Below are 24652 nucleotides of genomic sequence, written 5' to 3'. Positions count from 1 at the left end.
CTCGCCCCTGAGTGGCCCGAACGGAGCCTAACCCTCAAAAGCGCAGCAAGGAGAACGATGGCCGTCACGATCGTTGACGATCAGCGCCGGAAGACCGTCGAGCAGCATTACGGTCCGCTCGGTCCACACACCGTCGAACTCACCGACCCAGTGATCGTCGCCGCCGATGACGGCTTCGAACTCACCGGCATCCTGGCGCTCCCGGTGGGCGTGGCCAAGGTGCCGGCCGTACTCATCCGCACGCCCTACAACCCGGCGTCCTTCCCGCCGGAGGTCACCGCTTTCTTCCTGGGCGAGGTGATCGCCTGGGCATCCCACGGATACGCCTGCCTGGTGCAAAGCACCCGCACCAGCACCTCGTACTTCGACGAGGCCGCCGACGGCGCCGCCACCGTCCGGTGGATCGAACGGCAGCCGTGGTTCAACGGGGCCCTCGGCCTCACCGGCGCCAGCTATCACGCCTTCAGCTCCTGGGCCACCGCCTCCACCCGGCCGACCAGCCTGAAAGCGATCGCCACCGCGATGTACAGCACCGACCGGGTCAGCTCCTGGTATCCGGGCGGCGGATTCGCGCTCGAACTCGCGCTGAGCTGGACCGCCATGCAGCAAGCCGAAGGCACCCGGGTTGATCAGAACCCCTACAACCGGCTGCCCCTCAACGAGGCGGACGTTGCCGCCACCGGCTCCAAGCTCGACTTCTACCAGGAGCGCCTCGCCCACGACGGCGGCGACCCGCACTGGCGCCCGTTGGACTACTCCGCGCTGCTGGACGACCCGCCTGCGCCGGTCCTGCACATCGGCGGCTGGTACGACTACCACCGCACCTACAGTTGGCAGGACTTCGAACGCCTCACCAAGAGCGGCAGCAGCCTGCCGCATCGGTTCGTCATCGGCCCGTGGGCACACGCCGCCCTCGACTCCCGGATCTCGATGGCCGAGAGGCTAGCCTGGTTCAACACCCACGTACGCGGCGACGGTAGCGCCCGCTCCGGTGTCCTGCGCTACTACCGCACCGGCGCGGAGCCCGGCTGGGTGGAGTGCGCGGATTGGCGAGAGCCCGGCACCACGACCTTCCACGTCGCTGCAGCCGGCCGACTGGTCGACACCCCCGACGATGCGTTCTCCCGAGTCGAATGGACCTACGATCCGGCAGACCCCACCCCCTCTGTCGCGATGGCCATCCTCGACGTCGGTGACGTCGGCGGCGTCTGGGACAGCGGTCCTCTCGAGCAACGGCCCGACGTGTGTGCCTTCACCAGCGAGCCATTGTCCGAGCCGATGGACCTCGCCGGTCGCGTCCGCGCCGCCACGACCTTCTGCTCGGACGCCGTCAGCGCTGACCTTTTCCTGCGACTCCTGGACGTCCACGAAGACGGCCAGGTGCGCAGCGTGGTCGACGGTTTCCTGCGCATCACCGACGCGGGCCTCGCCGACGGCGTACCCGTGGAGATCGACCTCGGCCCGGCCGGCCACCGCTTCGCCCCGGGCCACCGGCTCCGTCTGCTGGTCGCCAGCGGAGCCCATCCCTACCACAACCGCAACCTCGGCAACGGCGAGCCGACCGCTACCGCCACCAGTCTCCGCGAGGCCCACCAGGCCATCGTCACACCCCTGACCCTCACCCTCCCGACCGAGTTCCCCGCCAGCTGACCAGACACCCGCGAGCTACAGCCCCCTTTTCGCCACCGGAGAACTTGGCCGAGATCGCCACTGATCCACGGCTCGGCTCCCACGTGCCGCTGGGGAGTGGAGACACCATGAAGGACCTGCGCAGCACCTATGGCCGCTATGCGGTCGTCACCGGTGCCTCCTCCGGCATCGGTGAACAATTTGCCCGTGAGCTGGCCGCGGCCGGCGTCAACGTCGTCCTGGTGGCACGCCGCAAAGACCGCCTCGAGGCCTTGGCGGCCGAACTCTCCCGCACACACGGCACCACCAACAAAGTCGTCGCTCTCGATCTGCTTACGTCCGGAGCCGTTGACGACCTGTGGCAGCAGGCCGCCGACCTCGACGTCGGCATCGTCGTCGCGGCCGCCGGTGTCTACTTCGGCGGCGCACTGGTAGCCAATACGCTGACCGCCGAGCTCGACGTCCTCACCTTGCACGGCGCGGTGCCCCTGCAGTTGGCGCACCGCTTCGGCGGCCAGTTCGCGCGGCGAGGACACGGAGCGATCATTCTGGTGTCCTCTGTCATCGCTGCCGGCCCGGTTCCCTTCGAGGCCAACTACGCCGCGGTGAAGACCTACGTCCTGTCCCTGGGACAGGCATTGAACTATGAACTGAAACGGGATGGGGTTGACGTCCTGGTCGTCTCCCCTGGGAAGACACAGACCGAGGGCTTGGACAAAGCGTCCGGTATCGACTTCAGCAAAATCCCGGGTACCAAGATGGCGTCCTCCCGGGTCGCGCGGACCGCGTTGACCAGTCTCGGCCGACGCGCCCACGTCATCCCCGGCGCCGCCAACACCATCGCCGACCTCATGGCGAAGTATCTGTTACCCCGGCGGCTGTTCGTACGGATGTACGCCTCGTTCATCGGACGAGCCCTCACCGGCGACACCCGGAACGTGCAATGAGCCGTCCAGTGGTCCGCCGCAGCCGGACGTCTTAAGCCGAGCAGGTGCTGCGCCCAGGCGCCCAGGTCTGCGGGGCCGGGGCCTGGCCGGCGGCCAGCGAGATCGTCAGGTACGACTCCACCCGCCGATGGCATCGTCTCTGATCTGCGTACTGACCTTGACAACCCCTGGCTCCGGACACCCGCTGCGCCGGTCACCGATGGTGAACGCGGTGGGCTTGTCGAGGCCCTGGGCCGGATCCCGGACCCGCGTAATCCCTGCGGGACCCGGTATCCCCTCGCGGCGTTGCTGGCCGTTGCGGTCTGCGCGGTCCTGGCCGGTGCCACGTCGTTCGCGGCGATCGTCGACTGGCTGTACGACCTCGACGAGCAGGAACGGGCCCGGCTCGGGTTTAGCCGGGGCATGCCCGCCGGCACGACGATGTGGCGGCTACTGCCTCGCCTCGACGCGAGCGGGTAACCGCCTGTCGCTGTGAGTGATCATGTTGTGCGGTCGTGGTCGATGTGCAGGAGCACCAGGGCGGCGGCGACGATCACGCCGATGCGCCAAGGACAGAGACTGAGATTGCGCAGCGCCTTGAACGTGGTCTTGAGCAGCGAGTCGTCGATGTCGATCCGGCGTTGCAGTAGATCGGGATTGTGGTCGTGCAGGAACGCGGGAGTCGGCGTGATCGGGCACAGCACGGCGCCGAACTCCGCGAAGAGCTGTCCCCAGCACGGTGGAGCTCGCGATGGTTGTTCGCCTCGATCCCGCCGGGCGTCATCCTGGACGTCAACACCACGTCACTCAAGGATCCCCCACTACCCCCTTGCACCCCAACCACCGCAGCTCAACCGGCATCGTCGCGAAGCGGCGCACGATGCCGCTCGTGTAGTCGGGTCAGCGGGGTTGACCGGCTACTATCGGTGAGGCCGGTTGGCAGCCAGGGCCTTCGGAGTTGATCCACTGTTCCAGCGCGCGGCGGGCCGCGTCCGGTCGGCATGGGGATCCGTCTGGGCCGCCCCTAGTCTGCCAAGGCGTGGCCTCGCAGTCCGCTCAATGGCGGGCCCGCGCCGCTGTCAATCGCCTGCCACGAGCAGAATTCGGAATCGGCTCGGTTTTCACCGGAGATAGGCGCGGCAACGACGGTAACCGCACCGTCTTCGTGCTGCGCGGAAGGCGCGCTCAGCCGCGCTGTAGTGCGGCCGCGGTGCCTGGGCAAATGCGCCGCCACACTCGTAAGGTCTAACCGGTCTGCTGTGGGTAGGCGCCGACTGGGCAGCGGAAGTGCCTGGCGTCCTGAGGGCACTGCCACTCTGCGGTATCGCGGGCTACTACGGCTAATGGATGGGGGTGACCGGGGCAGCGTGGCACTGTTGTCCGAAACATCTCAATCACGATGTCCTGAAGGCCGGAGGCCAGGGTGGCGACAACGGATACATCACCGCCAGCCACATCAACTCCAAACCCGTGCTTCCACAGCGTTTCACGCATGCCGTGGACGCGCATCCAATTAGGTATTTTCGGGTCATCGTCGATCAATACGACAAATTTCGTGTCCACTGTCGCCGGTTCGTCGAACTGGCTACCCAACAAATCAGACAGGACACCGGAACAGGATTGTAATACGAACTCTCTTCGCGGGTGTGACGAATTACAGGTGATCAAGATCTCCATGACTCTCCAAGTCGGCGTGGTGGACCGCCATTGGGGTCCACCACGCCTCATCATACCCGCGGCGATGAACCGTATAGCTGGACTACGACGCGCGCACTACGAACGGGTCATAGATGATCACTGTTCCGACTGCGCCTTGGTAGGTGAACTGCAACGTCCCATCGAGCACGTATTTGTTGCAGTCGGTGTCGACAGCACTGGAACCGTGGAACAGGTAGTCCGACTGCTCGATGTGGTGCGAACTAGCGACAACCTTTCCGTCGCATGTCAGGGTGGTGTTCTCGACGACTGGGCCGACAATCCCGGCTTGAATGTCGAGTGCTATCTGGACACTCCAGGCATAAGTAGGACCGCTGAAGCTGACCTGCCCTGTGAAGGTCCCACCAGCAGTCACGCTCTCGTAGCTGGGATTCTGTGGTGTGTAGGCGTGAATTTCTTCAGCTTGGGCGGGCGTCGCCAGGCCGGCAATCAGACCGACCATCAGGGCGAAAACCAACGCGATGCGCTTCAATGTCTCCACTATTTCCTGCCTTCCTGTGTCGTGTTCTTGGCAGGTATTGCGATACTCGCAATCTTTCGCAAGTGCACTGACTGCTCCTTAGGCGGCCAGATGACATGGATCATCAATAAGTGAGCGTCCTCGGCGTGACATTATTGAGCTTCCCCAATTGCTCGTATTACCCCCTGAGCTGGCCGTCGGGTTGTAACCGAACCCTAGCCGCGATACTGTTGCTCGTGCAAGCACTAAATACCAGTGATTCTAATGTACCACAATCGATGCTCCAAATGTCGCATATGTCCAACATTTGGACGGATGCCGGTCGGGGGCCGATTTTAATGGAAACGACGTTTCGGGCTTACGGCGGCGAGGTGATTGCGTGGCCGGTGAAACCTTCCTTGTAAAAGGCGGTCCGTGGCCACGAGTTTTTGATCACCGTGTTGGCCTACGCGGCAACCGTTGCTCTGGGCGCGCCGATGGGCGAGTAAATCAGCGCTGTCCCTATGGAGTGACCGCCTCCTCGGAGAGATAGGTCCCTCCACATGCGGAGGGCCATTCGGTGAAGCAACGTTGGCGGCCAGTGCCGGAGCTTGCGCCGCCCGTGTCCGTTATCTGACGGTGGCCGCTGGCGGGTTCGACACCCTCAGCCGGAGCGAGCGCGAATCGCCTTGGCGTCTCCTTGGTCTTCACTGCGACGCCCGCCACGACGAGCTTGTCCAGCGCATCGCTGACCGCCCCCGAAGACTTCCCACCCAACGACCGGGCGATGGTCACCGGACCGAACTCCTCGCCGGGGTGACCACGCAAGAAGTCCTCGACCATCCCCCCGCGACGCACCCGGGGCAAGCCGCTGGGCTGTCTTTCCCCTCAGGCGCGTCCGGCTCCACATCACCACTGTCGATGCTGTCCGTACCTACAGTCCCCGCGGCAGAGCCGACTACGGACTCGGTCGTCGTGGACCGCGGCCTTGCCCGAGCCGTTGCCGAGTTCTTGCCTGGTGGCTGTCTGTTTTCAGAGTTCAGACCGTGTCGGCAATGTCCAACGGTGCGGGAGCCGAGGCGGCTCGCTGCCCATCGTGGCCGCTGGGATGGTGCTGCGAACTTGTGGGCCCGACGTCATGTCGGTGCTTCTGTCCCTGGCCGATGCGTGTCGGCCGGACTATATTCGCCGAGAACGAAGCTGGCTTGACTGCCGACCTACGAGATGCTCTCGACACGTTGGACGCTACACCAGAAGTGCCTAACCTCTTCGAACGGGACTCGGAACGACTGACGAATTCACGGCGACGGCGGCCCGGCCTGAGTGCTCTCTTCGTCCTCCTGGGCGCGGCGAGAGGCTTCGCGCATTTCGATCATGTCGGTGAGCCAGTCGCCGGTCTCGCGGGCGATGTCACGCACCGCGCCGGTGATGATCATCGCGATGTTGCCGATGCGCGTCGCGGCCGACTCGGTCAGCACCTGCAGGGTGTCCTTGGTGCGTTCGAACTGACCCACCATATGCGCGTCCCCTATGCGGCTTCGGGCTCTTCCTTGGCGTTCAGGGTAGTCGCCGCCGGAGGCCTGCCGGGTACGGCGTCCGGCAGCGCGAGTTTGATGATCTTCTTCGCGACCGAGAACAGTTGCTTGTGCAGGGGACCTGTGTGATAGGGCAGCCCGTACCGGCGGCAGATCTCCTGGATCTCGGACGCGATCTGTGGATAGCGCCGAGCCGGGATGTCGGGGAACAAGTGGTGCTCGATCTGGTGGGACAGGTTGCCGGTCAGGATGTGGAACAGCTTGCTTCCGGTGATGTTCGCCGAGCCGAGGATCTGGCGCAGGTACCACTGGCCGCGTGTCTCGTTCTCGGTCTCTTCCTCGGTGAAGCTCTCCACCTCGGCGGGGAAATGCCCGCAGAAGATCACCGAGAACGCCCACAGGTTGCGGGCCAGGTTCGCCGTGGCGTTGCCGAGGAAGGTCAGCGGCGCCAACGGACCGGTCAGCAGCGGGAACAACACGTAGTCCTTGCCCACCTGCCGGGAGGCCTTGCGGAGCATCCTGGCGCGCGCTTCAGCTGTCTCCGACCATTTCCGCTCACCCTTGACCATCCGGTCGAATTCCAGGTCGTGGAGCATCACAGCCCATTGAAAGATGAAGGCCACGAGGACGGCGTAGAGCGGGTTGCCCAAATAATACGGATGCCATTTCTGGGCGGCCTCGACCCGCAGGACGCCGTATCCGATGTCCCGATCCTTGTCGAGGATGTTGGTGAAGGTGTGGTGAATGTAGTTGTGGGAATGCCGCCAGTTCTGCGCGGGCGCCACCAGATCCCATTCGAACCGCTGCGAACTCAGCGCCGGGTCGCGCGTCCAGTCGTACTGACCGTGCAAAACGTTGTGCCCGATCTCCATGTTGTCCAGAATCTTCGACAGCGCCAGCGCACTGACACCGGCAAGCCAAGCGGGCGGGAGGAAACCGGCAAACAGCAACCCGCGGCCGACTATTTCCAGGCCGCGCTGGGTTTTGATCACGTTCTGGATGTAGTCGACGTCGGCTTTGCCGAGATCGGCGACGACGCGTTGCCGGATCTCGTCCATCGCGCGACCGAACTCGTCGATCTGTTCCGGGGTAAGCCTGTCTTGTAAGCCGGTCATCACGCTCCTAGCAGTTCAACTCGATGTCGCCAAGGGGGACGGAGATGCAAAGCTGGATTTCCTCGTTGTCCTCGTGAGACACCTCACCGGAGGTGACGTTACGAACGCTGCCACGGGCCTTCACCTGGGTGCAGGAGAGGCAGATTCCCCTCCGGCAGCCGTGTTCCGGCTTCAGTCCGGCCGCTTCGGCCTGTTCGAGCAGCGGCCTGCCGGAGTTGCCGATCTCCCTACCGCTGCGCGCGAAACGGACCCGTCCGTTCGCGTCCGCAGCGCTGGGCCTCAGCGGCGGAGCCGTGAACTCTTCGGTGTGCAGCCGTTCACTCAAACCTTCGGCGGCATACAGCTCGCGGACGACCTTCATCAGCGGCTCCGGCCCGCACAGGTAGGTCTCCGCATCGCGGTACCACGGCGCCGCACGCTCCAGATGTTCCGCCGAGAAGAACCCCCGCAGGTCGCCCCCCTCGGCGTGGGTATACCCGAGCACGACACGGACGTTGCGCGGTTGCCCGGCCAGTTCGTCGCGATGAGGCACATCGCCCCCGGTGTTCGCGTAGTGGAGGAACACGACCTCGCCTTGATGGTCCTCGTCTGCCAGCGTGCGCAACATCGACAACACCGGCGTGATCCCGCTACCACCACTGACCAGCAGAATACGGTCAGGACGCGGCGTGGGCAGGATGAACCGGCCGTCCGGTTCGGAAAGACCAAGGACCAAGCCGGGTTCAGCCCGGGCGTGCAGATAGCCGGAGACCAGGCCCCGCGGGATGGCCTTGATCATCAACTCCAAGCCGGCCCGGTGCGCTGAGCCGGTGGGCGAGTAGCAGCGCGTGCGCCACACACCATCGATTTCCACCGACACCCGCACGTACTGGCCGGCCCGGAACCCCCGCCACGCCCGGCTCGGTCGCATGGTGAGGCTCACCGTGTCCGCCGTCGGCCGGCGAACACCGGTGACCACGCCCCGGAGCTCACGGCGGACAAGCATCGGGTCGATCAACTCGAGGTAGCGATCCACGCCGTGCGGCGTCAACAGCGCTTCGGCGATCGCGAGCCTGCCCATCGAACCTCCTCCAGTGAACATCCGTACACTCAATCATACGGATGCGACCAAGTCGAGCAAGGCGGCCCACCACCGTGGAGGACAGTCGTACGCTGAATCCGTGACTGCCGAGCCAGTGACGCGCCACGCGCGCAAGGAACGAACCAGGCGTGCGCTGCTGGACGCCGCGCTGAGGCTGCTCGCCGACGGCGGTTTCACCGGCCTCAGCTTGCGCGAGGTGACCAAGCAGGCCGGCATCGTGCCCACCGCGTTCTACCGGCATTTCACCTCCATGGATGAACTCGGCGTCGTGCTCGTCGAGGAATCCATGCGCACCCTGCGCGCGACGATCCGGGAAGCCCGGCGAGATTCACGATCCTCCGCCGACATCATCGGTGCATCTGTGCGCACGCTCCACGAACACGTCCGAGCCCACGAAGCCCACTTCCGCTTCGTGATCAGGGAACGCCATGGTGGCGCGGGCCCGGTACGGCAGGCCATCGCCTTCGAACTCAAGCTGGTTACCAGCGAACTCGCCGTGGACCTCGCCCGTTTCAAGTATCTGCGCGACTGGACCACCGACGACCTTCGCATGGTGGCCGACCTCATCGTCACAGCGATGCTCGCCACCGTCCTGGAGCTCCTCGAAGCCCGTGCGGGCGACACCGAGACGGACGAACGGATCCTCCGCCGCGCGGAAAAGAAACTGCGCCTCATCACACTCGGGATGCCGCAGTGGCGCAGCGGCACCTAAAGGTTTCGATCACATGAATCTATTGTGGACTTTCACCCAGGGGCCCGCGTGCGACCGGGATCGACCACCCCGAAGGCCATGATGGCCATTGAGCGGCCTCGGCTGAAACTCCGCTGAGAAGCCTGAGAAGGAAGCTCAAGGCGCCCACCACGGGGTATGTCGACGGAGCCTGGTGGCCCCGATCGCGGACCTGACCGCCGGACTGCCGGTACTGATCGCTGTGCCGGCAGCCCGGCTGGCGGTCCATCGTCCGGCCAGACACGGCTCGTCACCTCTCCGGCCATTCGGCCAGAGCCTCTCGCAGAGCGGCTGCGACCGACTGGAACGCGGAACCGCTGTCGAGTTGGGACATAACTACATCGGTCACATCGGCGATGGTCCTCGTTCCTCGCTCGGTAGCCTTCGCCAAGGCTGTGGCGATGTTGGCCGGAAGCTGCGACGACGCCGATGATCGTGGTGCGGTCGCCTGGGTATTCCGCCAGGCAACCTCGAGATGATCGAGGGCATCGAGCAACTCTCGCCACACCACCAGTTGGTGAGAACTCTTTTCCGGTGTCGCGCGCCGTGCATAAGGTCGACCTTTCCGACGGTGCGCCACCTAAACCGGCAACACCGCGCGCGACGCGCTGGTCGACGAACTCGGCCGCGCCGAGACAGAAATGTGCCGCGCGCGGTCGGCGGTGGCCCCGTCGGCCATGGCCGTGCGCGCCGGCGGGTCGGTCAACGGGTGGCTGAACACCAGCGGCGCCGCGGCGAGTGACGATCTGTTCTCGTCATGAGACTCCTTGGGTAGGGAAGCGTCAGGGATGCAGTACAGCTTGCTGTATTGCTGGGAAAGGAAGAAAGACACCAAATGGCGGTCGAGCGCTCAAAAAAGGTCTTCCGCAACGGCACGATAGATTTTGCCTTCTATGTCAGCCTACCCGTCACGGCCCGCCGACCCGGACCGCTCAACCGCGAACAGCGCCGGTAGTTTCGCGGAGGCGCCAGGATCAGGGCCACCGCCGGCATACCCGTGATGGATGCCCGGGTACGGCAACCGCACCCGGGCATTTCGTGACGAACTGCCAATCCGGTTCCGCGGCTTATTACCGGGAGACCGTTGCCTCGTTGTTCCCCGGTACCTCCGCCATCGATGGCGGAGGTACCCGTGCCTGCGGCACCGGAACTGTGGGGGCATCGGCCTTCGGCGGAGTACCCGCTGCGGACGCCTCGCGGGCCAGGAAGGAACCGAGTTCACCGATCGTGCTCATCAGCGGCGCGGGGAACACGACGGTGGTGTTCTTGTCCACCCCGATCTCGACCAGGCTCTGCAGGTTGCGCAACTGCAATGCCAGCGGGTGAGCCATCATCGTGTCCGACGCCTCACCGAGCGCGTCCGCGGCCAGCGACTCGCCTTCGGCGTTGATGATCTTCGCTCGCTTCTCCCGCTCGGCTTCAGCCTGCTTGGCCATCGCGCGTTTCATGCTCTCCGGCAGCTGGATGTCCTTCAACTCCACCAGTGTCACTTCCACACCCCACTCGACCGTGGTGACGTCGAGGATCTTGCGGATATCCACATTGATCTTGTCGGTCTCGGCCAAGGTCTGGTCAAGTGTGTGCTGACCGACGACTTTGCGCAGGGTGGTTTGCGCGATCTGGTCGATCGCGGCATAGACGTTCTCGATCGCGACGACCGACTTCACCGCGTCCACCACCCGGAAGTACGCGACCGCGGACACATCCACACTGACATTGTCCCGGGTGATGATCCCCTGGGACTGGATCGGCAACGTGACGATCCGCAGCGACACCCGACGCAGGACGTCGACAATCGGGATGATCAACCGCAACCCCGGCATCCGCACGCCCTGCACCCGGCCCAGCCGGAACAACACCCCCTGCTCGTACTGCTTGACGATGCGCACGGAAAGGCCCAGCAACAACAGAACCATGGCAATAACGCCGATAGTGATCCACGCAATCATGATGACGCTCCGTCCGAATTCCGACCCATCGTTTGCGGATGCGCTGACCCGCAGGCGGGATGCCGACGGTGACCGCGTAGCGGCTGAACGAATCGCCAGGTTCACCTTGCCGCTCATGAACGCCCTGCCAGCGTCACGATCCCATCACCTGACTCCTTGACGCTAGCCCCGGCTCCGTCGAGAAAGGCGTGGACTTAAGGCACCGCCCGGCAGGACCTCGGGCCCCAATTCGCGTGCAGCACCCCCGCGTTTTCCCGTCCGGCCCCAAGTCGGGGACGGCGCTGGGGCACTTTTTCGCGACCCCATTTCAAATAGGGTCACCCACTGCCCCAAGTTTGCCCCAGTTACTGAACAGTAACTTGCATCAGTCCATAAGGGACTAATGTTCGGTGTACCAAAAAACAACGCCCAACCTGTGGAAACCGCAGGTCGGGCGATCTTGAAAACTGTGGAGCTAAAGGGACTCGAACCCCTGACACCCTCACTGCCAGTAAGGTTTCGGTTACTCTAAGTCCACAGGTCAACGGTAGCACCACGAGAAGCCGCTGGTCAAACACTGCCGTTGATAGCAGTTGGCTGCTGTTCGATGCGGTTCAACGCGTGCTCCTGCTCCAGGTTTGCTCCAGGCATAAGCGCGTGAACGCTACTTGCTGTTCATCGCAGACCCCGGCACGACGGCGCGTGCCGACCAGGTTGGCATACGTTAGTTCTTGTCGTGGTTCGCGGCGACCCACTTCAAGGCCGACACAGCGAGCGAGTACCGATGGTAGAGCGGGTTGGTCTTGTCCTTCGGTTCACAACCGTTACGCAGTCGGCGCAGTTCATCGATCATCCCCTGCAAACGAGCAGCATCGCGGTCATCGGCCCGTGGTGCGATGACTCGTTCCGCCGGCGGCAGGGGCGTCGCCTCGGCGAGTGGCTGGGCCGAATCCGTAGGGCAGGCCTCGGCCAGTGAAGCGCTTCCGCCCACGGGAACCGCCAGCAGACGGAAGGTACCTGCCGCTCCAGGCGCTACAGCGCTGAATTCCGTCCAGCGCAGTGGGTAGGCACCGGTCAGTTCGAGTGGCTTGTCCCGGCCCCGGCGGGTACCTTCGCCGGCCTCGTCACCCCAGGCAAGGCTGCTACGCAGCACTTGGCCGTCATGGAGGCGAAACGCAGCGTCGACCGTCACGCGAGCGGAGGTCTGCCAGAAGCCGTGATCGTTGGTCAGAAAAAGTGCCCATCCCCGGTCAACGACCCCGCGGTCAACCAACGTTTCCAGACGCACCAGGTCTTTGATGAAGTCATGGCGGCGAATGTCCTGGGCATCGTGGCTGCGTAAGTAAAATGCCTCGCCGCCGACATCGACCGACAAGGCCCGGGTGGCGTACTTGAGTTCAACCGCGACACGCTCACCAGATGACGGCTGGATCAACAGCAGATCCAACTGCAAACCCAGCTCCGGCACCGGCCGAACTTCCAGACGGACCCGCAAACTCGGATCGAACCCGCGAACCGTCCACGCCAGATGATGCTGGAAGTCGGCTTCGCTGTGAAACACCGGACGCTCAGCAGCCAGAGCCGCCACGACCTCGGCCAACAGCACGTCACCGACCAATCGCACCTGTGCGGAATCCAAGCCGCTCAACGGCTCCCCCTGTAACCCGATTGGTTCGAGACAGCGATAGAGACCTCAGAAATATAACCCGATCCTCAACGAAAAAGACCACCTCAGCGAAGGAGTCGAAACTCGTGCCCGCCCCCCACCCTGCCGATCCGGCCGCCGAGGACTACAGACGCCAGCACCAACTTCTTGACAAGTGCGTCTTGGGTGTCTGGCGAGACGAATCAATCGAGGCGCTGCGTCGATACTTCCACGAGGACGGGCCGCCCGACACCCTCTACAGCGGCCGGCGATTCGATCGCCTGACCGGCGGCGGCGACACCCCCGCCGTTCGCGACACCATCACACCAGCCGACCTACTGGCCCTGACCTTCCTGAGCATCACCGACCGCCTACCCGCCCTCACCGTCGACACCACCGAAACCCACGCCGATCAGATCACCAACCTGCTGGCCCAGATCCCCAGCGACCTCCCCATGCACGCGGCTCCTTGGCAGTTCTACGCCCCGGAATCCCCCGCAGCCGGGCTCTGGGCGCTACTCTGCCGCTGCGGCGGCCACCACCGCCCGGTCACAGCCAGCAAACTCCTGGCACGCAAACGACCTCACCTGCTACCTGTCTACGACAGCAAGGTAGCGAACCTGCTCGACCAGCCCAGCAACATCTGGGCCTGCCTGTGGACATGGTTCCACGACGACCCGCGCCGCCAGGAAGCCCTGACCACGATGCGCGACGAAACCGGCAGCATCACCGACATCAGCCTATTGCGCTGCCTGGACGTCATCCTCTGGATGCGGGCCACCCGATCGAACCGATGACACGGGCAACCGACCAAGACACGGTAGGCAACGACGGCGACTGACAGGCCGCAGAGCGGTCGCGGCCGTCCACTGTCCGCGCGTCGCCGGGTCGGCCAACACCATGGCGCGCTGGCGCGCGTTCACCTCACAAGTCGATGACTTCAACGACCCGCCCATGGCACGCTGCCGTAAACACCAATCCTCCGCTCCCACAGGTCCAAGAAGTCGGAGCCCCCGTGAGGAAGCATCCAAGGCCGCCGTCAAGACGCAGGTAGCCGTTTTTCCACGTAGTCGTCGATCTTGCTCACGATCGCGCACGCGGCGTCGGTCGTGGCGTTCGCACCGTTGGTCGCGTCGTTGATGTCGACCCGGCCGGACCCGACAGCAATGCTTGCGGCGCAAGATCCTTTGCCTTCGTTGTTCTTCAGAAGGACCGCTTGGCGGCCCGTGGTTGTCGTGGTGTTGGAGAGCTGCCCGCCTGGGCTGACGACGATGTCTTTGATGCCTTGCGCAGGGCGGACGGTGATCCCGAAAGACTGTGCCGCGGAGTCGTTGGTCGCCGGTTTAGTCCACCCACAACTGCTGACTCCGCTCCCGCCAATGGCGCCCATGTCCTGGTGGGTCCCAGCGCCGGGAACAGCTTGCTGTGCCTCGGCGTCGGTAAGCAGGCTGCAGGCGTTGAGCCCGGTCAGGCCGTTGGTCACGGTGCCGGCCGTCGAGGTGCTGGGTGCGGCGGTTTGCCCGCCAGAGGGTGAGGACGCCTGCCCCGTCTGGTTGCTGGTGCACGCGGTTACTACCAGGGCAGCGGCCGCAATGACTGTAGTGAGGGCTGCTGCGCGCACCCATACCTCCCCGTCGGCTGTGGCTACTTGAGGCCTTGAACGTTAGCGTGTTCGGCCTCGGCGTAGTTCTTCCTGGCCTGGTTGAGCGCGTCCCGAGTGATGTCGAGGACCTCGCTGAGCTGGTTGACCACCGTGTCCGCGGACTGCGGCTCGCCCGTCCCGCCCTTCTGGACATGCACCGCCACCGTCTGTGCGTAGGGGCTGGTGCCCAACTGCGGCGCCTGCTTGACCGTGAAGGTGGCTTTCCTGAGGTCAGCCAGATGGGTGTAGCACTGGTTGATCGCGTCCATGAGAGTGGTGAACCCGTTCTCGGTGATCCGGATTTGACCCGATGACGCGGCGTCTTTGAGCCCTTGAGCGGCCTGCTGCGCCTGGGCGAGGGCCGCCGTGCCGACGCCAGCTTCGACCGCCTGGCCCACCGCGCTGAAAACCTCGCCGAAAGAACCGGCCGAACTACCCGGCCCCGGGTCAACGATTGCCACGGTGGTCCCCCTCCTGATCTGGTAGTCGAACTCAAGGTAGCAGCGGTGTGACGCACCCGGGTGCGACTTGGTTCTATCGACTGCGGCGCGAGGAAGGAGGAGGTACCGCTCCTGCCGTGATCAGCGAGAATCCGATCGTCGAGCAGCGGTCTTGACCTGCGAGTTCGCCCGCAAGGCAGGTCATTCAAACCCACGTACGCTCTCGGACCACAAGTCGCTGCGGAGAGCGCCCCCGTGCACTATTGTCCGGCCCCGTGGACGGTGACAGGTGGGGTTTCGAAGAAGCCGAGGACTGGGAGTACGAACAGCTCAACACCAAGTCGGCGCCAAAACCGGCTGAAGAGCCCACTGAAGCGTTTGTCGGACAGGATTCCGGCCGCGTGGTCGCGGTGCTGGTCTCACCCGATGGCGAGGTCATGCAAGTGAAACTGTCACCGGTGTGGCGACAGTCGGTGGAACCTTGGGATTTGCCCGGTCGCGTGCGCTCCGCTGCGAACGCGGCGACCATGCGCGCTCTCGCCAGTAGCGTCGAACGATTCGACAGCACGGCCCCGGTCACGCCGGTCGAGCCACAAGCTGGTGCCGAGGAATCGTCCCTGACCTCGCTGGATGTGCAGCGACTGCTCGACGCGGTGTCCGAAGAGTTGGATCAGTTCACGGAGCGGTTGGCCGAGGTGGTGGATCACCGGGCACAGGTGCAAAGCGCGGGTGGGCATGTGCAGGGTTCGGCGCAGCGCGGCCAGGTGCTATCGCTGGACATCGACCCCAACTGGGCAGGGCAAGCTCGGCACAGTGAAATCGAAACTGAACTACTTGAGGTCTTACGTGGCTTACACGATAGGAGCGCCCCGGGCGAGTTGGCTGCGGGGCCGAGCGGTAGTGCGATCTCGGAGTTGATGGACCTGGCTGCCGACCCGCGACGGCTGATGCGGCGACTCGGCATGCCCGACTGATTCTAGGCTCGGCGGATCGATTCGGAGGGGAGATAAGAGAGTGGTGGACATCAAGTCCGCAGTGGGTGCGCTGCGGTCCGATGCAGATATTTGGGACGCTGCAGCCCAGGATGTAGCTGGCCCGCAGCAGGCGATCGGCTCGCTTGGATTGAGCGGGCAAGACGTGTCGATGTATGGCATGGACGCGGGTATCGACACCACTTACGCCGGCGCGCAGAGCGCGTTGCAGAACATGCTGCAGCAGGCAGCGGAGAATTTTCACGACCTCGCTGGAGCTTTGCGACACGCCGCGGACATGTACGACCAGACCGAAGCCGACCACCAGCAGCACATCCGCCGTGCCGCCGGCGAATGACAAAGGAAACGGTGACCTGGCATGACAAGCCCCGCAATCCAGCAAGCCGACGACAAATTCCATGAGTTGGAACAAAAGATCCGGGAGTTCTTTGACAGGGTCAACGACGTGCTGAGCTGGGTTCCCGACTTTCTTTCCGGCCTGGTCCAACCGATCCAGGAAGGTCTGACCACGCTCAGGCAGAAGATCCAGGAGTTCTGGGACCGCGTTAACCAGTTACTCACCCACCGCGGTAACCCCACACGGCTGCACCAAGTCGCGGAGGACTGGGCGAACTCGGTCGGCAACATTGTCGGCGACATCGCTGGACGGATCAGCCTCGACAAGCTGCAAACCAACCTGGACTGGCAGGGCCGCGGCGCCGAAGCCTACAAGACGACGGTCCCGGCTCAGGTCAGTGGACTGAACGCCGTGAAGGACCTAGCCAACCAACTGCGCAGCTCACTGGACAATCTGGGCAACGGGATCGAAACGTTCTGGACGGCAATGACAGTAGCTGGCGTTGTCTTCGCCGTCGGTGCGGTTGGCGCCATTGCCGCCGCCTGCACCGTGGTAGGCATCCCAGCCGCGATAGCAGCCCTCGCAACCGCCGCTGGCGTTTCCATCGGATTGGTCACCACCGCGATCCTGTCGCTGCAGTCGCTGACCAACACCATCTCCACCGAACAGCACACCATCGGCCAGAAAGTCCACGACCTCGGCGACCAGTGGGCGAAATCAAACGTCGGCGCCATGCAAGCCAAATCCGACTGGCACGTGACACCGTGACCCCAGACCTTCGCAAGGCGGGCCGGATCGGCGGCATGGCGTTGAGCGTGAGCCTCATCGCCATCATCGTTCTTATCGCACTCGGCATGACCGCACCCAAAGGCACAGACCCCTTCTTCTACCTCGCACTCGGCCTGTGCGGAGCCGGCGCCGTCGCCTTGCTGCTGGCTGGGATCGGCGCGCTGTTCGCGCGGGACCGCACCCCTACCCTCCCGGCCATGGACCGGGAATTCTTCGCCGGAGTCCGCAGGATGGTACTGGCCATGTGGCTGTGCGCAGTGGTCACCGACGCGCTCGGTATCCTGCTCCTCTTGGCGATCAAAGGCGGAACGGGCGGCGCACCGCCCCTGGGCCGAGTCACGCTGGGCGTCGCCTACACGGTCGCGGCCGTCACTGTGATCTGCGCCGGGGTGTCTTCCATCGCGATGCGCCGCCTCCTACCCCGTGTCTGAACCGTGCCACATCGACCTGCTCGCTCTGACCGCCGCGACTACCGCGCAATCGACCCCCAACGGGCTCACCGCATTCATACCCTCGCGGTCCCGCTGGGGGTCGGGTCGATGGCACTGGGCGTCGTTCTCGCGGGCTGTGTCCTGTACTTGGCGCTCGCTTGGATGGCGAAGGTGCCACTGCTGGGAATGACGGTGGGCATCCACGGGGCGATGGCACTGCTCGCGATCGTCTTCGGAGGAGTCACGATATCCATGCGGTCCGCGGTCTCAACCGGTCGGCTCGAACTGGGTTCGGCCAACGCGGCACGCCGGAACCTGCTCGTCGTCTGGAACCTCAGCCTGCTCACGGCGTGCCTCGGCTGGCTCACCTACGGAGTCGGCATCAGCATCGCGCGCGTGCCGTTCGGAAAACTCGCCATCCTTGCCGATGTACTCGCACCGGCCGCGATTGCCGTCTACGACGGTATCGTCACCGTACTGGCCACCCGACTGCTCCGCAGCTGAGCACCCTGGTCGGCGGCCTGTCTTACTGACTCGCCGCCGATTTCGCGGGCCAGCCTCGCCCGAGCCCGCCGATCTTGTTATTCCGGAGAAGGGTTCAGCCTCGCAACGATAGCGTTCCGCAGTGCCGCGGCGTCGCTATCGGGGAAGGCCGTGACCAGCGTTAATGCCTCTCGCCAGTGGCGTTGTGCTTCGTCTAGCTCACCGGACATGTCGAGCGTAGCGGCGAGGTGGTCCAGAGAGACGGCCAGGTGCCAGCGGTCGTCGCGTTGGCGTGGCCAGCGACTGCTCGGCGGTGGAAGTCGGCCGCTTCGTCGAAACGCCCGAGCTTGCCGTAGGCCTCTCCGGTGCCGTCGAACGCGATTGCTTCGCGGCTGGTGTCGCCGAGCCGCCGGTAGAGCACGGCGGCTTGGTGGAAGGACAGTAGGGCCTCCTCGTAGCGCTCGCTGGCGAGCTGGGTCTGGCCGAGTTCGAGTAGGACGTAGGCTTCGCGGACCGGGTTGTCGAGTTCGTGCGCGAGGTCCTGCGCGTGTTCGAGGTTCGCAACCGCTTCCTCGAACTGGCCCCGTTCGCGCTGGATCGCACTGATGGTGGTCAGGCACGCGAACTCACTCATCGTGTTGCCGGTTTCGCAGTGGATGGAAAGCGCCTGTTGCGCCATGGCAAGCGCTTGCTGCGGCTCCCCGAGATCGAGAAGAGCGTCGGCGAGGTTGCCGAGTGCGATGCCTTCCCACTGCCTCTGGCCGAGTCGACGGACGGCGGCCAGGCATTGCTCGAAATGGCGGCGGGCCGGCGTGAGCGCGCGGCTTCGCAGGTGCACCAGACCAATGCTGTTCAACGCCATTGCTTCGCCGAACTCGTCACCGTCTTCCTGGCGGATCGCCAACGCCTGTCGATGGTAAGCCAAGGCCTCTTCGGTCCGGCCTGCCTGAACATGTGCCATGCCCAGACTTTCGAGGAGATCAGCTTCGCCGGAACGCGCACCGACACGCCGAGCAGCGTCGAGGCCGATCAGTCCCGTGGAGATCCACTCGGCCGGCGTGTGGAAGGCGTAGATACGGCGGAGCACCGCAGGCAGTTGCCAGGCGAGCGTGTTCAGGCCAGCTGATGCGGCTGCGTGTATCGCGGAGGCGAGGTTCTCCCGTTCCTGTTCGTACCAGCGAATCGCGTCCTCACGGTTGGAGAACTGGAGAACCAGCGCACTGTCATCAGCGGACAGCTCGACGGGCCGGAGATGGGTGTCGATGACCGCCGCAGCGGCGTTGGCGGTGTGCAGATACCAGGTCAGCAGGCGTTCCAAGAGGGCCAGGCGGCTCTCCGGTGTTTCCTCGTGTTGGGCTTGATCGACAGCATAGGCGCGCAGGAGGTCGTGGAACTGGTAGCGGTCCGGTCCCGTCTGTTCCAGCAAATGCGCGCCTGTCAGCACGTCGAGTTGCCTGCGAACGCGCGGGAGGGTTGTGTCAGCCAGTTCAGCAGCGGCATGGGTGCTGAACTCGGGGCCGGGATGAATGCCGAGCAGCCGGAACAGGCGCGCTGCTTCGGGTGGCAAGGCCCGGTAAGACCACGCGAAGACAGTGCGAACCGCGTCTGTCTCTCCGCCGTCCGCTGTGAGTGCGTCCCACAGGCCGGATTCGTCCCGGAGCTCCTGGATGAGGTCGCTCAGCGGCATGTGGGGGTGGCTCGCGGCGCGCTCGGCGGCGATCCGCAAGGCGAGCGGAAGCCGGGCGCAAAGCTGGGCGAGTTCGGCTACGTGACCGGCGTCGTCGCCGACGCGGTAGTCCGCCGTGACCGCCTCCAGCAACGCGACAGCCTCTGAAGGCTCCAGGACGCCCACCGTCACGCGGCGTGCGCCGTCGCGCGCGACCAGGCCCGACAAACGACTGCGGCTGGTGATCAGCACCAGACAGCGCGGTGCCCCGGGCAGCAATGGACGGACCTGCCCAACCGTGGCGGCATTGTCCAACACGACGAGAATCCGTCGCTCCGCCAGCAGCGAGCGATACAGCGCGGTCCGGCTGTCCAGGTCGGCGGGGATAGCGTTCGCCGGCATGTCCAACGCCCGCAGGAAGTGCTCGAGTACTTGTTCGGCAGACACCGGCAGCCCGGGGTCGTAGCCCCGCAGGTTGACATACAACTGGCCGTCCGGGAAACGGTCCTGAACCTGATGAGCCCAGTGCAGCGCCAACGCGGTCTTGCCCGCACCGGCCGTGCCGACAACCGCAACCACCGCGGACTCCCGCTGACCATCGCCACCCCCGCCTTGGGCGATGAGCGTGCTCAGCCGCTGTAACTCGTTCAGGCGATTCACAAAGCCACGCACGTCCGCAGGCAGTTGCCTCGGAACAAGACCCGCCCGGCGGCCGCGCCCATGGAAGTGCACTCCCCCGTGCACGTCGCGCGCCTGCACCGCATGGCCAGCCGAGCCCGAAATCTCAGACCGCGTGGTGTCCCCCGCTCGCTCGGCGGCATCACCGGCGCGTGGCGGCTCACTGGACATACGGTGGTTTCAGCCGGGCCACGCTGTGCTCGAAAAACGATGCCAGATCTTCGCCGTCGGCATACAACTGCTGGATGAACTCCCGCCACTGTGTGACGGTCTCCGAGTCGGTGAAACGCACCGCGCCGTCCAGCAACCCGTCGGTGGTGTAGACGAGCCTGTACAGCACCGCTGCGCCCAACGTGACGACCTCGGGCAGAATTCCGTCTGACTCGAACTCCGCGACCTGCTGTGGCCTCACGACACGGATGTTTTCACCACACTCCGCTCGCAACCGGAGCGAATGCAGTTCCCATTGCAGGTAGGGCACGACCGGCTCCTCGACGACGCGTACCCGCTGCACGGTCGAGCCCGCCTCGGAGACCTTGCGGAACTCTTCCTCAAGGCCGGACCGGTTGCCCTCCAGAAGTCGCAGAGCCTCGTTCCACTCGCCCTGCGAAAACGCCACCCAACTGGGGCTTTCAGGCTGCCGGAAGTGTTGGAGGCGCTCCAACTTCCACACACCGTCCGCGCCAAGCGCCCAGAATCGCGCGTCGAAATCATCCAGATAGGCCTCAAGCTCCAGCCGCTCGCCGAAGCGATCACCGACCTCAGGCATCCGGGATATCTGGCTTCGCGGCGACCAACACATTCCGAGGCAGCACCACCAACCGCTCATCACCAGCGATCTTCACACCATCGGGAAGACGCGGTTCGTACGACGACGTCAAATCCCGCCCGATCACCGCGATATCCCCGTTATCCAGCTCCCACACGTCCGGACAACCGCTGACCTTGTCCGTATTCCCCAACTCCACCGGCGACTTTCCCAACCGACGCGCCATGACGGCCGATGGATCCGCCTCCCAAGGTCGTGTCATCACCGAACCTCCCTGTAGGCATTCACATGACTACTCAATGTAGTGCATGAATCGCGCACTCGGTAGAGTGACAAGGGCCCGCGCGCAGCAGAATGGGACCGCTACTGGCCAGACGGGCCGGCGGTGTTCCGTTCCGAGGCTGGGGTACGGCTGTCATCGCCCTGTCGACAAGTGGGTATCGTGCCGGCGCAAGCGATGTCAGGGGTCCGACGACCTGCAAGCGCGCAGGCAGCGCCAACCGTATCGAGCCAGTCACCATTACGGCTCCGGCCTGGTGAGCCGTCGGCGTACGAGGGCGATTCGCACCCCACCTTGTCGACATCAACACGGCGACCGGGGAGTTGCACTTCGAAGGATCAGGCGGGCTCGAGACAGGCCCGAAACCCATGCCAGCTGACTTGTACCGCAGCTGCGTGCCCTGCTGCGGCCATGAAGAGCGGTCGTTGAAGGGGTCGAAGCCATAGACACCTGTCGCGGCGTTCCGGCTTCGCTCCTACGCTAACCTAATGAATCTTGACAAGAATTGGCTAGACGGGGTTGCGACACCCCGCAGCGCACTGGAAGAAACAATAGCCACATACGATGCAGCCGCGGAGTCTTACAGCCAACGGTTTGCAGACACAGATTTCGGGTCGTACCTCGACGATTTCCTTGAAGTAATTCCACCCGGAGCGCAGATCCTAGATGTTGGCTGTGGGCCCGGGCGGGATCTGGCCAGCTTCTGTCAGTCCGGGTTTAGGGCCTTCGGACTCGATCGATCACAAGGCATGCTTTCCACAGCCCACCGGGTGGCTCCGGACGCAAAACTTGCAATGGGCGATATGCGAACATTACCGTTCAGAAATGAGATATTTAAGGGTGTCTGGCATTGTGCCTCACTACTTCACGTTTCAACACCGGATGCCGCGAGGACGTTAGCGGAGGCAACCCGAGTGATGTTGCCGGGCGGGATGCTCTTTCTATCAGTGTCGTGTGGAACCGGAGCGGAATGGCGGTCCACGTCGCACGGTAGGCGCTGGTATTGCCACATCGGAAAGGGCGAGCTCGAAAGCATCGTAGCCTGCGTGCGACTAAAAATCCTGTGGAGTCGCACTGAGCCGGGCGTAGCACACGGAAAATGGATCAATTTACTTGCTCAAAAGTAGTCCCCAGATAAACTTCACCAGAAAATGACTAATAAATTCTCGAAGAAAGCTTGACACGCGGACAGCGGTGTTTTTCCGCACTACGACGATGGCGGACCGAACGATCCACTGATATGGACGGAGGAGTTCCCTCTTTTCGCGCGTAATCGGGAATGCCAATCCTGATCAACTACCGGGTTCACCGATCGCCACCGAGTCCATCACCAAAAGCGTGCCAGGACCAAACTTCGCCGGCGTTGACACCCGTGGCTGGAAATCCTGTGGCACTGCCTTACCCGAGGTATCCGCGACGACGAGACCGTTCACATTCACAACCGACAGCAGACGACTCTGAGCAATTGTCAAATCCTGTGGATCGTGGGCGTTCAAGATGTCCGTAGCCAATCATCGAGGACTGCGAAGTCCTCGACCGTGAGGCCGCGGGACGGTTCGACCTGATGGAGAAGGGCTCTGCCGTGATGGTGTGCAGGCACCCATTCCCGGTCGGCGTCGGTGATCTCGTCGTCGACCCAGATGAATGGTCGTCCGTGCGCCCACTCCAGCAGAGTCCGGGTCTTCCAGTGCAGGCCGTACCATCGGTCTTCGTGTTCATGTTCGGCTGAGGGTTCGGGCCAGTGCACGACCGGAAGCGGTGGCAACCCCAACCGAGGCGTTATCTCGGTGTTCGCCTCGTCCTCCCAGGTGGTTGCCCAGACCAGTTCACAGGAAAACGCGGCCAGCCGAACCCCGGCACGGGAGTCGAGCCGCTCTACGCGTGCATCCACCGTGGCAGCGGGTGGTTCGCGTTGTGTGTTGCCGCCAAAGGGCAGTAGCGTCCCGTCGATATCGAGGAACAGCAGGGGGCGTTGCTCGTGAGGCGTCACGCTGCAGTGACCTCGTCGCGCTCGATGAGAACGCCGCGTTCGAACCGGGCTCCGGCGCACGAGCGCGACCAGGTGGGGTGCGTTGACCGCCCGCCAGCGAGACTGCGCCGACTCGATCAGATTGAAGGCCATCGCCAGCCCGGCCGCCCGCAAGCCTGGTCCCTTGGGGACCTTCGTCCGATGCCGCACGGTAGCGAAGGTGGATTCGATCGGATTCGTGGTGCGCAGGTGGACCCAGTGGCTCGGCCGGGTAGTCGTAGAAGGCCAGCAACTGCTCAACGTCATCGGTGATCTTCGCCACCGCCTTGCCGAACTTGGCGCCATAGACGGCGTCGAATGCCTTCACCGCGTCCAAGCGTGCTGGTGGTCCTCGGCGTTCCAGATGTCGGCCAGTGCCTTCTTCGCCCCTGGGTGCGCCGACTTGGGCAGGGCGACCAGCACATTGGCGATCTTGTGAAACCAGCAGCGCTGCTCCCGGGTAGCCGGGAAGACCTCGCGTAACGCACCCCAGAACCCCAACGCCCCGTCCCCGACCGCGAGCACCGGCGCGACCATGCCCCGCCGGCGGCAGTCTCGCAGCAGATCGGCCGACGACTCGGTCGACTCCCGGTAGGCATCGGCCAGCGCGACCAACTCTTTGCGGCCGTCAGCCCGCACACCGATCAGCACCAGCAGGCAGGTTTGTTTTCCTCCAGGCGAATATTGACGTGGATACCATCAGCCCACAGGTACACGTAGTCCACGCCGGACAGATCCCGCTCGTCGAACGCGCGCTGTTCGGCCTTCCACTGCGCAGTCAGCTTCGTGATCACTGCTGCGGACAGGCCCTTCGCGGAGCCCAGGAACTGGCCCAGCGCAGGCACGAAGTCACCGCTGGACAGGCCATGCAGATACAGCAGTGGCAGCACCTCGGTGATCTTCGGGGTCTTACGTGCCCACGAAGGCAGGATCGCCGAGGCGAACCGCTTGCGCTCACCGGTGTCCGGGTCAACGCGCTTGTCATGGACCCGCGGCGCGGTCACCTCCACCTCACCCGCGCTGGTCACGACCTCACGGGGCTTGGTGGTAGCCGTTGCGCACGACCAGACGACGGCCGTGCTCGTCCCGTTCGTCGGCGAACGCGGCGATGTAGGCGTCGACCTCGGCACCCAGCGCTTCGGCCAGCATCCGACGGGCGCCTTCCCGGACGATCTGGTCGATCAACGACCCCTCGCCGGCGGCCGACTGGTCGTTATCACCGGATGCGGGGTCGGGGACTACGGTGAGCATGAGCGTGCCTTCCCAACCGACGCGCCAACGTCGGCTTGTTTGAGACCTCTACTCGATCACCGGGAAGGTACGCCTTCACCGGCCGATCCACAGGTCTCAAGCATTGCCTGCGCCACGAGGTGCAGTGTCGTATCGCCCGCGT

General features: G+C 64.3%; 25 protein-coding genes and 3 pseudogenes. 11 read left to right on the top strand and 17 right to left on the bottom strand.

Annotation, left to right across the window (positions count from 1 at the left end; translation table 11 throughout):
* Positions 1-57 precede the first annotated feature (57 nt).
* From ACFSXZ_RS38125 to ACFSXZ_RS38115, 3 genes are all read left to right on the top strand, one after another.
* On the top strand, positions 58-1650 hold the full coding sequence (locus ACFSXZ_RS38125) for a CocE/NonD family hydrolase (protein WP_378271117.1): 1593 nt from the start codon (positions 58-60) through the stop codon (positions 1648-1650).
* Positions 1651-1757: 107 nt separating this feature from the next.
* The gene (locus ACFSXZ_RS38120; protein WP_378271115.1) at positions 1758-2576 is read left to right on the top strand and encodes an SDR family NAD(P)-dependent oxidoreductase; all 819 of its coding nucleotides are present in this window, start codon (positions 1758-1760) and stop codon (positions 2574-2576) included.
* 132 nt (positions 2577-2708) lie between these two features.
* Complete coding sequence (locus ACFSXZ_RS38115; protein WP_378271184.1) at positions 2709-3035, top strand: transposase family protein; 327 nt, start codon at positions 2709-2711, stop codon at positions 3033-3035.
* Between the two features lie 20 nt (positions 3036-3055).
* Here the strand turns inward: ACFSXZ_RS38115 and ACFSXZ_RS38110 are convergent.
* From ACFSXZ_RS38110 to ACFSXZ_RS38080, 7 genes and pseudogenes are all read right to left on the bottom strand, one after another.
* A pseudogene (locus ACFSXZ_RS38110) lies at positions 3056-3178 on the bottom strand (IS5/IS1182 family transposase); the annotation flags it as partial.
* Positions 3179-3324 (bottom strand): annotated as a pseudogene (locus tag ACFSXZ_RS38105) (amidase); the annotation flags it as partial. It lies immediately after the preceding pseudogene.
* Between the two features lie 476 nt (positions 3325-3800).
* A complete protein-coding gene (locus tag ACFSXZ_RS38100; protein WP_378271114.1) occupies positions 3801-4232 on the bottom strand; it encodes a hypothetical protein in 432 nt (143 codons plus the stop codon).
* Between the two features lie 82 nt (positions 4233-4314).
* Complete coding sequence (locus tag ACFSXZ_RS38095) at positions 4315-4752, bottom strand: hypothetical protein (protein ID WP_378271112.1); 438 nt, start codon at positions 4750-4752, stop codon at positions 4315-4317.
* A gap of 1256 nt (positions 4753-6008) precedes the next feature.
* Positions 6009-6227, bottom strand: a complete 219-nt coding sequence (locus tag ACFSXZ_RS38090) for a hypothetical protein (protein WP_378271110.1) — start codon at positions 6225-6227, stop codon at positions 6009-6011.
* 11 nt (positions 6228-6238) lie between these two features.
* Positions 6239-7360 (bottom strand): fatty acid desaturase family protein, encoded by a 1122-nt coding sequence (locus ACFSXZ_RS38085; RefSeq protein ID WP_378271108.1) that lies wholly within the window; start codon positions 7358-7360, stop codon positions 6239-6241.
* 7 nt (positions 7361-7367) lie between these two features.
* Positions 7368-8420, bottom strand: coding sequence for a ferredoxin reductase (locus ACFSXZ_RS38080; protein ID WP_378271107.1), 1053 nt, complete (start codon positions 8418-8420; stop codon positions 7368-7370).
* A gap of 100 nt (positions 8421-8520) precedes the next feature.
* Here ACFSXZ_RS38080 and ACFSXZ_RS38075 point away from each other — a divergent pair, with 100 nt between their 5' ends.
* Positions 8521-9153 carry a TetR family transcriptional regulator gene (locus ACFSXZ_RS38075; RefSeq protein ID WP_378271106.1) on the top strand — a complete coding sequence of 211 codons (633 nt, stop codon included), beginning with the start codon at positions 8521-8523 and terminating at the stop codon, positions 9151-9153.
* A gap of 598 nt (positions 9154-9751) precedes the next feature.
* Here the strand turns inward: ACFSXZ_RS38075 and ACFSXZ_RS38070 are convergent.
* The 3 genes from ACFSXZ_RS38070 to ACFSXZ_RS38060 form a co-directional block, all read right to left on the bottom strand.
* The gene (locus ACFSXZ_RS38070) at positions 9752-10003 is read right to left on the bottom strand and encodes a hypothetical protein (protein ID WP_378271105.1); all 252 of its coding nucleotides are present in this window, start codon (positions 10001-10003) and stop codon (positions 9752-9754) included.
* Between the two features lie 238 nt (positions 10004-10241).
* Positions 10242-11120, bottom strand: a complete 879-nt coding sequence (locus tag ACFSXZ_RS38065) for a slipin family protein (RefSeq protein ID WP_378271104.1) — start codon at positions 11118-11120, stop codon at positions 10242-10244.
* Positions 11121-11823: 703 nt separating this feature from the next.
* On the bottom strand, positions 11824-12747 hold the full coding sequence (locus tag ACFSXZ_RS38060; RefSeq protein WP_378271103.1) for a hypothetical protein: 924 nt from the start codon (positions 12745-12747) through the stop codon (positions 11824-11826).
* A 104-nt stretch (positions 12748-12851) separates the two neighbouring features.
* Between ACFSXZ_RS38060 and ACFSXZ_RS38055 the strand changes: the two genes are divergently transcribed.
* The gene (locus ACFSXZ_RS38055) at positions 12852-13541 is read left to right on the top strand and encodes a DUF6308 family protein (RefSeq protein WP_378271102.1); all 690 of its coding nucleotides are present in this window, start codon (positions 12852-12854) and stop codon (positions 13539-13541) included.
* Between the two features lie 242 nt (positions 13542-13783).
* Here the strand turns inward: ACFSXZ_RS38055 and ACFSXZ_RS38050 are convergent, their stop codons facing one another.
* Together ACFSXZ_RS38050 and ACFSXZ_RS38045 are read right to left on the bottom strand one after the other, a co-directional pair.
* Entirely contained in the window at positions 13784-14365 is a 582-nt protein-coding gene (locus ACFSXZ_RS38050) for a DUF3558 family protein (RefSeq protein WP_378271101.1), read from the bottom strand.
* Between the two features lie 23 nt (positions 14366-14388).
* The gene (locus ACFSXZ_RS38045) at positions 14389-14847 is read right to left on the bottom strand and encodes a hypothetical protein (RefSeq protein ID WP_378271099.1); all 459 of its coding nucleotides are present in this window, start codon (positions 14845-14847) and stop codon (positions 14389-14391) included.
* Positions 14848-15101: 254 nt separating this feature from the next.
* Here ACFSXZ_RS38045 and ACFSXZ_RS38040 point away from each other — a divergent pair, with 254 nt between their 5' ends.
* From ACFSXZ_RS38040 to ACFSXZ_RS38020, 5 genes are all read left to right on the top strand, one after another.
* A complete protein-coding gene (locus ACFSXZ_RS38040; RefSeq protein ID WP_378271098.1) occupies positions 15102-15800 on the top strand; it encodes a hypothetical protein in 699 nt (232 codons plus the stop codon).
* 40 nt (positions 15801-15840) lie between these two features.
* Positions 15841-16155 carry a hypothetical protein gene (locus ACFSXZ_RS38035; protein ID WP_378271097.1) on the top strand — a complete coding sequence of 105 codons (315 nt, stop codon included), beginning with the start codon at positions 15841-15843 and terminating at the stop codon, positions 16153-16155.
* Positions 16156-16176: 21 nt separating this feature from the next.
* Entirely contained in the window at positions 16177-16923 is a 747-nt protein-coding gene (locus tag ACFSXZ_RS38030) for a hypothetical protein (protein WP_378271095.1), read from the top strand.
* A complete protein-coding gene (locus ACFSXZ_RS38025) occupies positions 16920-17375 on the top strand; it encodes a hypothetical protein (RefSeq protein ID WP_378271093.1) in 456 nt (151 codons plus the stop codon). Before ACFSXZ_RS38030 ends, ACFSXZ_RS38025 begins: the two co-directional genes overlap by 4 nt.
* A gap of 108 nt (positions 17376-17483) precedes the next feature.
* The gene (locus ACFSXZ_RS38020; protein WP_378271091.1) at positions 17484-17879 is read left to right on the top strand and encodes a hypothetical protein; all 396 of its coding nucleotides are present in this window, start codon (positions 17484-17486) and stop codon (positions 17877-17879) included.
* Positions 17880-18072: 193 nt separating this feature from the next.
* Here the strand turns inward: ACFSXZ_RS38020 and ACFSXZ_RS38015 are convergent, their stop codons facing one another.
* The 3 genes from ACFSXZ_RS38015 to ACFSXZ_RS38005 all read right to left on the bottom strand — a co-directional run bounded on the left by ACFSXZ_RS38015 (position 18073) and on the right by ACFSXZ_RS38005 (position 21233).
* On the bottom strand, positions 18073-20196 hold the full coding sequence (locus ACFSXZ_RS38015; protein ID WP_378271089.1) for an ATP-binding protein: 2124 nt from the start codon (positions 20194-20196) through the stop codon (positions 18073-18075).
* A gap of 166 nt (positions 20197-20362) precedes the next feature.
* Positions 20363-20971: a DUF6879 family protein gene (locus tag ACFSXZ_RS38010; protein WP_378271087.1), complete on the bottom strand. Its 609-nt coding sequence runs from the start codon at positions 20969-20971 to the stop codon at positions 20363-20365.
* Positions 20964-21233, bottom strand: coding sequence for a hypothetical protein (locus tag ACFSXZ_RS38005; RefSeq protein ID WP_378271182.1), 270 nt, complete (start codon positions 21231-21233; stop codon positions 20964-20966). The genes ACFSXZ_RS38010 and ACFSXZ_RS38005 overlap by 8 nt, the downstream gene beginning before the upstream one ends.
* A 506-nt stretch (positions 21234-21739) precedes the next feature.
* Between ACFSXZ_RS38005 and ACFSXZ_RS38000 the strand changes: the two genes are divergently transcribed.
* Complete coding sequence (locus tag ACFSXZ_RS38000; RefSeq protein ID WP_378271085.1) at positions 21740-22378, top strand: class I SAM-dependent methyltransferase; 639 nt, start codon at positions 21740-21742, stop codon at positions 22376-22378.
* A gap of 365 nt (positions 22379-22743) precedes the next feature.
* On the opposite strand, the gene ACFSXZ_RS37995 is transcribed toward ACFSXZ_RS38000, so the two are convergent.
* Positions 22744-23241 (bottom strand): HAD domain-containing protein, encoded by a 498-nt coding sequence (locus ACFSXZ_RS37995; RefSeq protein ID WP_378271083.1) that lies wholly within the window; start codon positions 23239-23241, stop codon positions 22744-22746.
* Positions 23238-24510, bottom strand: a pseudogene (locus tag ACFSXZ_RS37990) (IS256 family transposase). The gene ACFSXZ_RS37995 and the pseudogene ACFSXZ_RS37990 overlap by 4 nt, the downstream one beginning before the upstream one ends.
* Between the last annotated feature and the right edge of the window lie 142 nt (positions 24511-24652).

The sequence above is a fragment of the Amycolatopsis pigmentata genome (assembly GCF_042684065.1).
GTDB lineage: Bacteria > Actinomycetota > Actinomycetes > Mycobacteriales > Pseudonocardiaceae > Amycolatopsis_E > Amycolatopsis_E pigmentata.
This window is presented reverse-complemented; position numbering and strand designations above follow the sequence as displayed.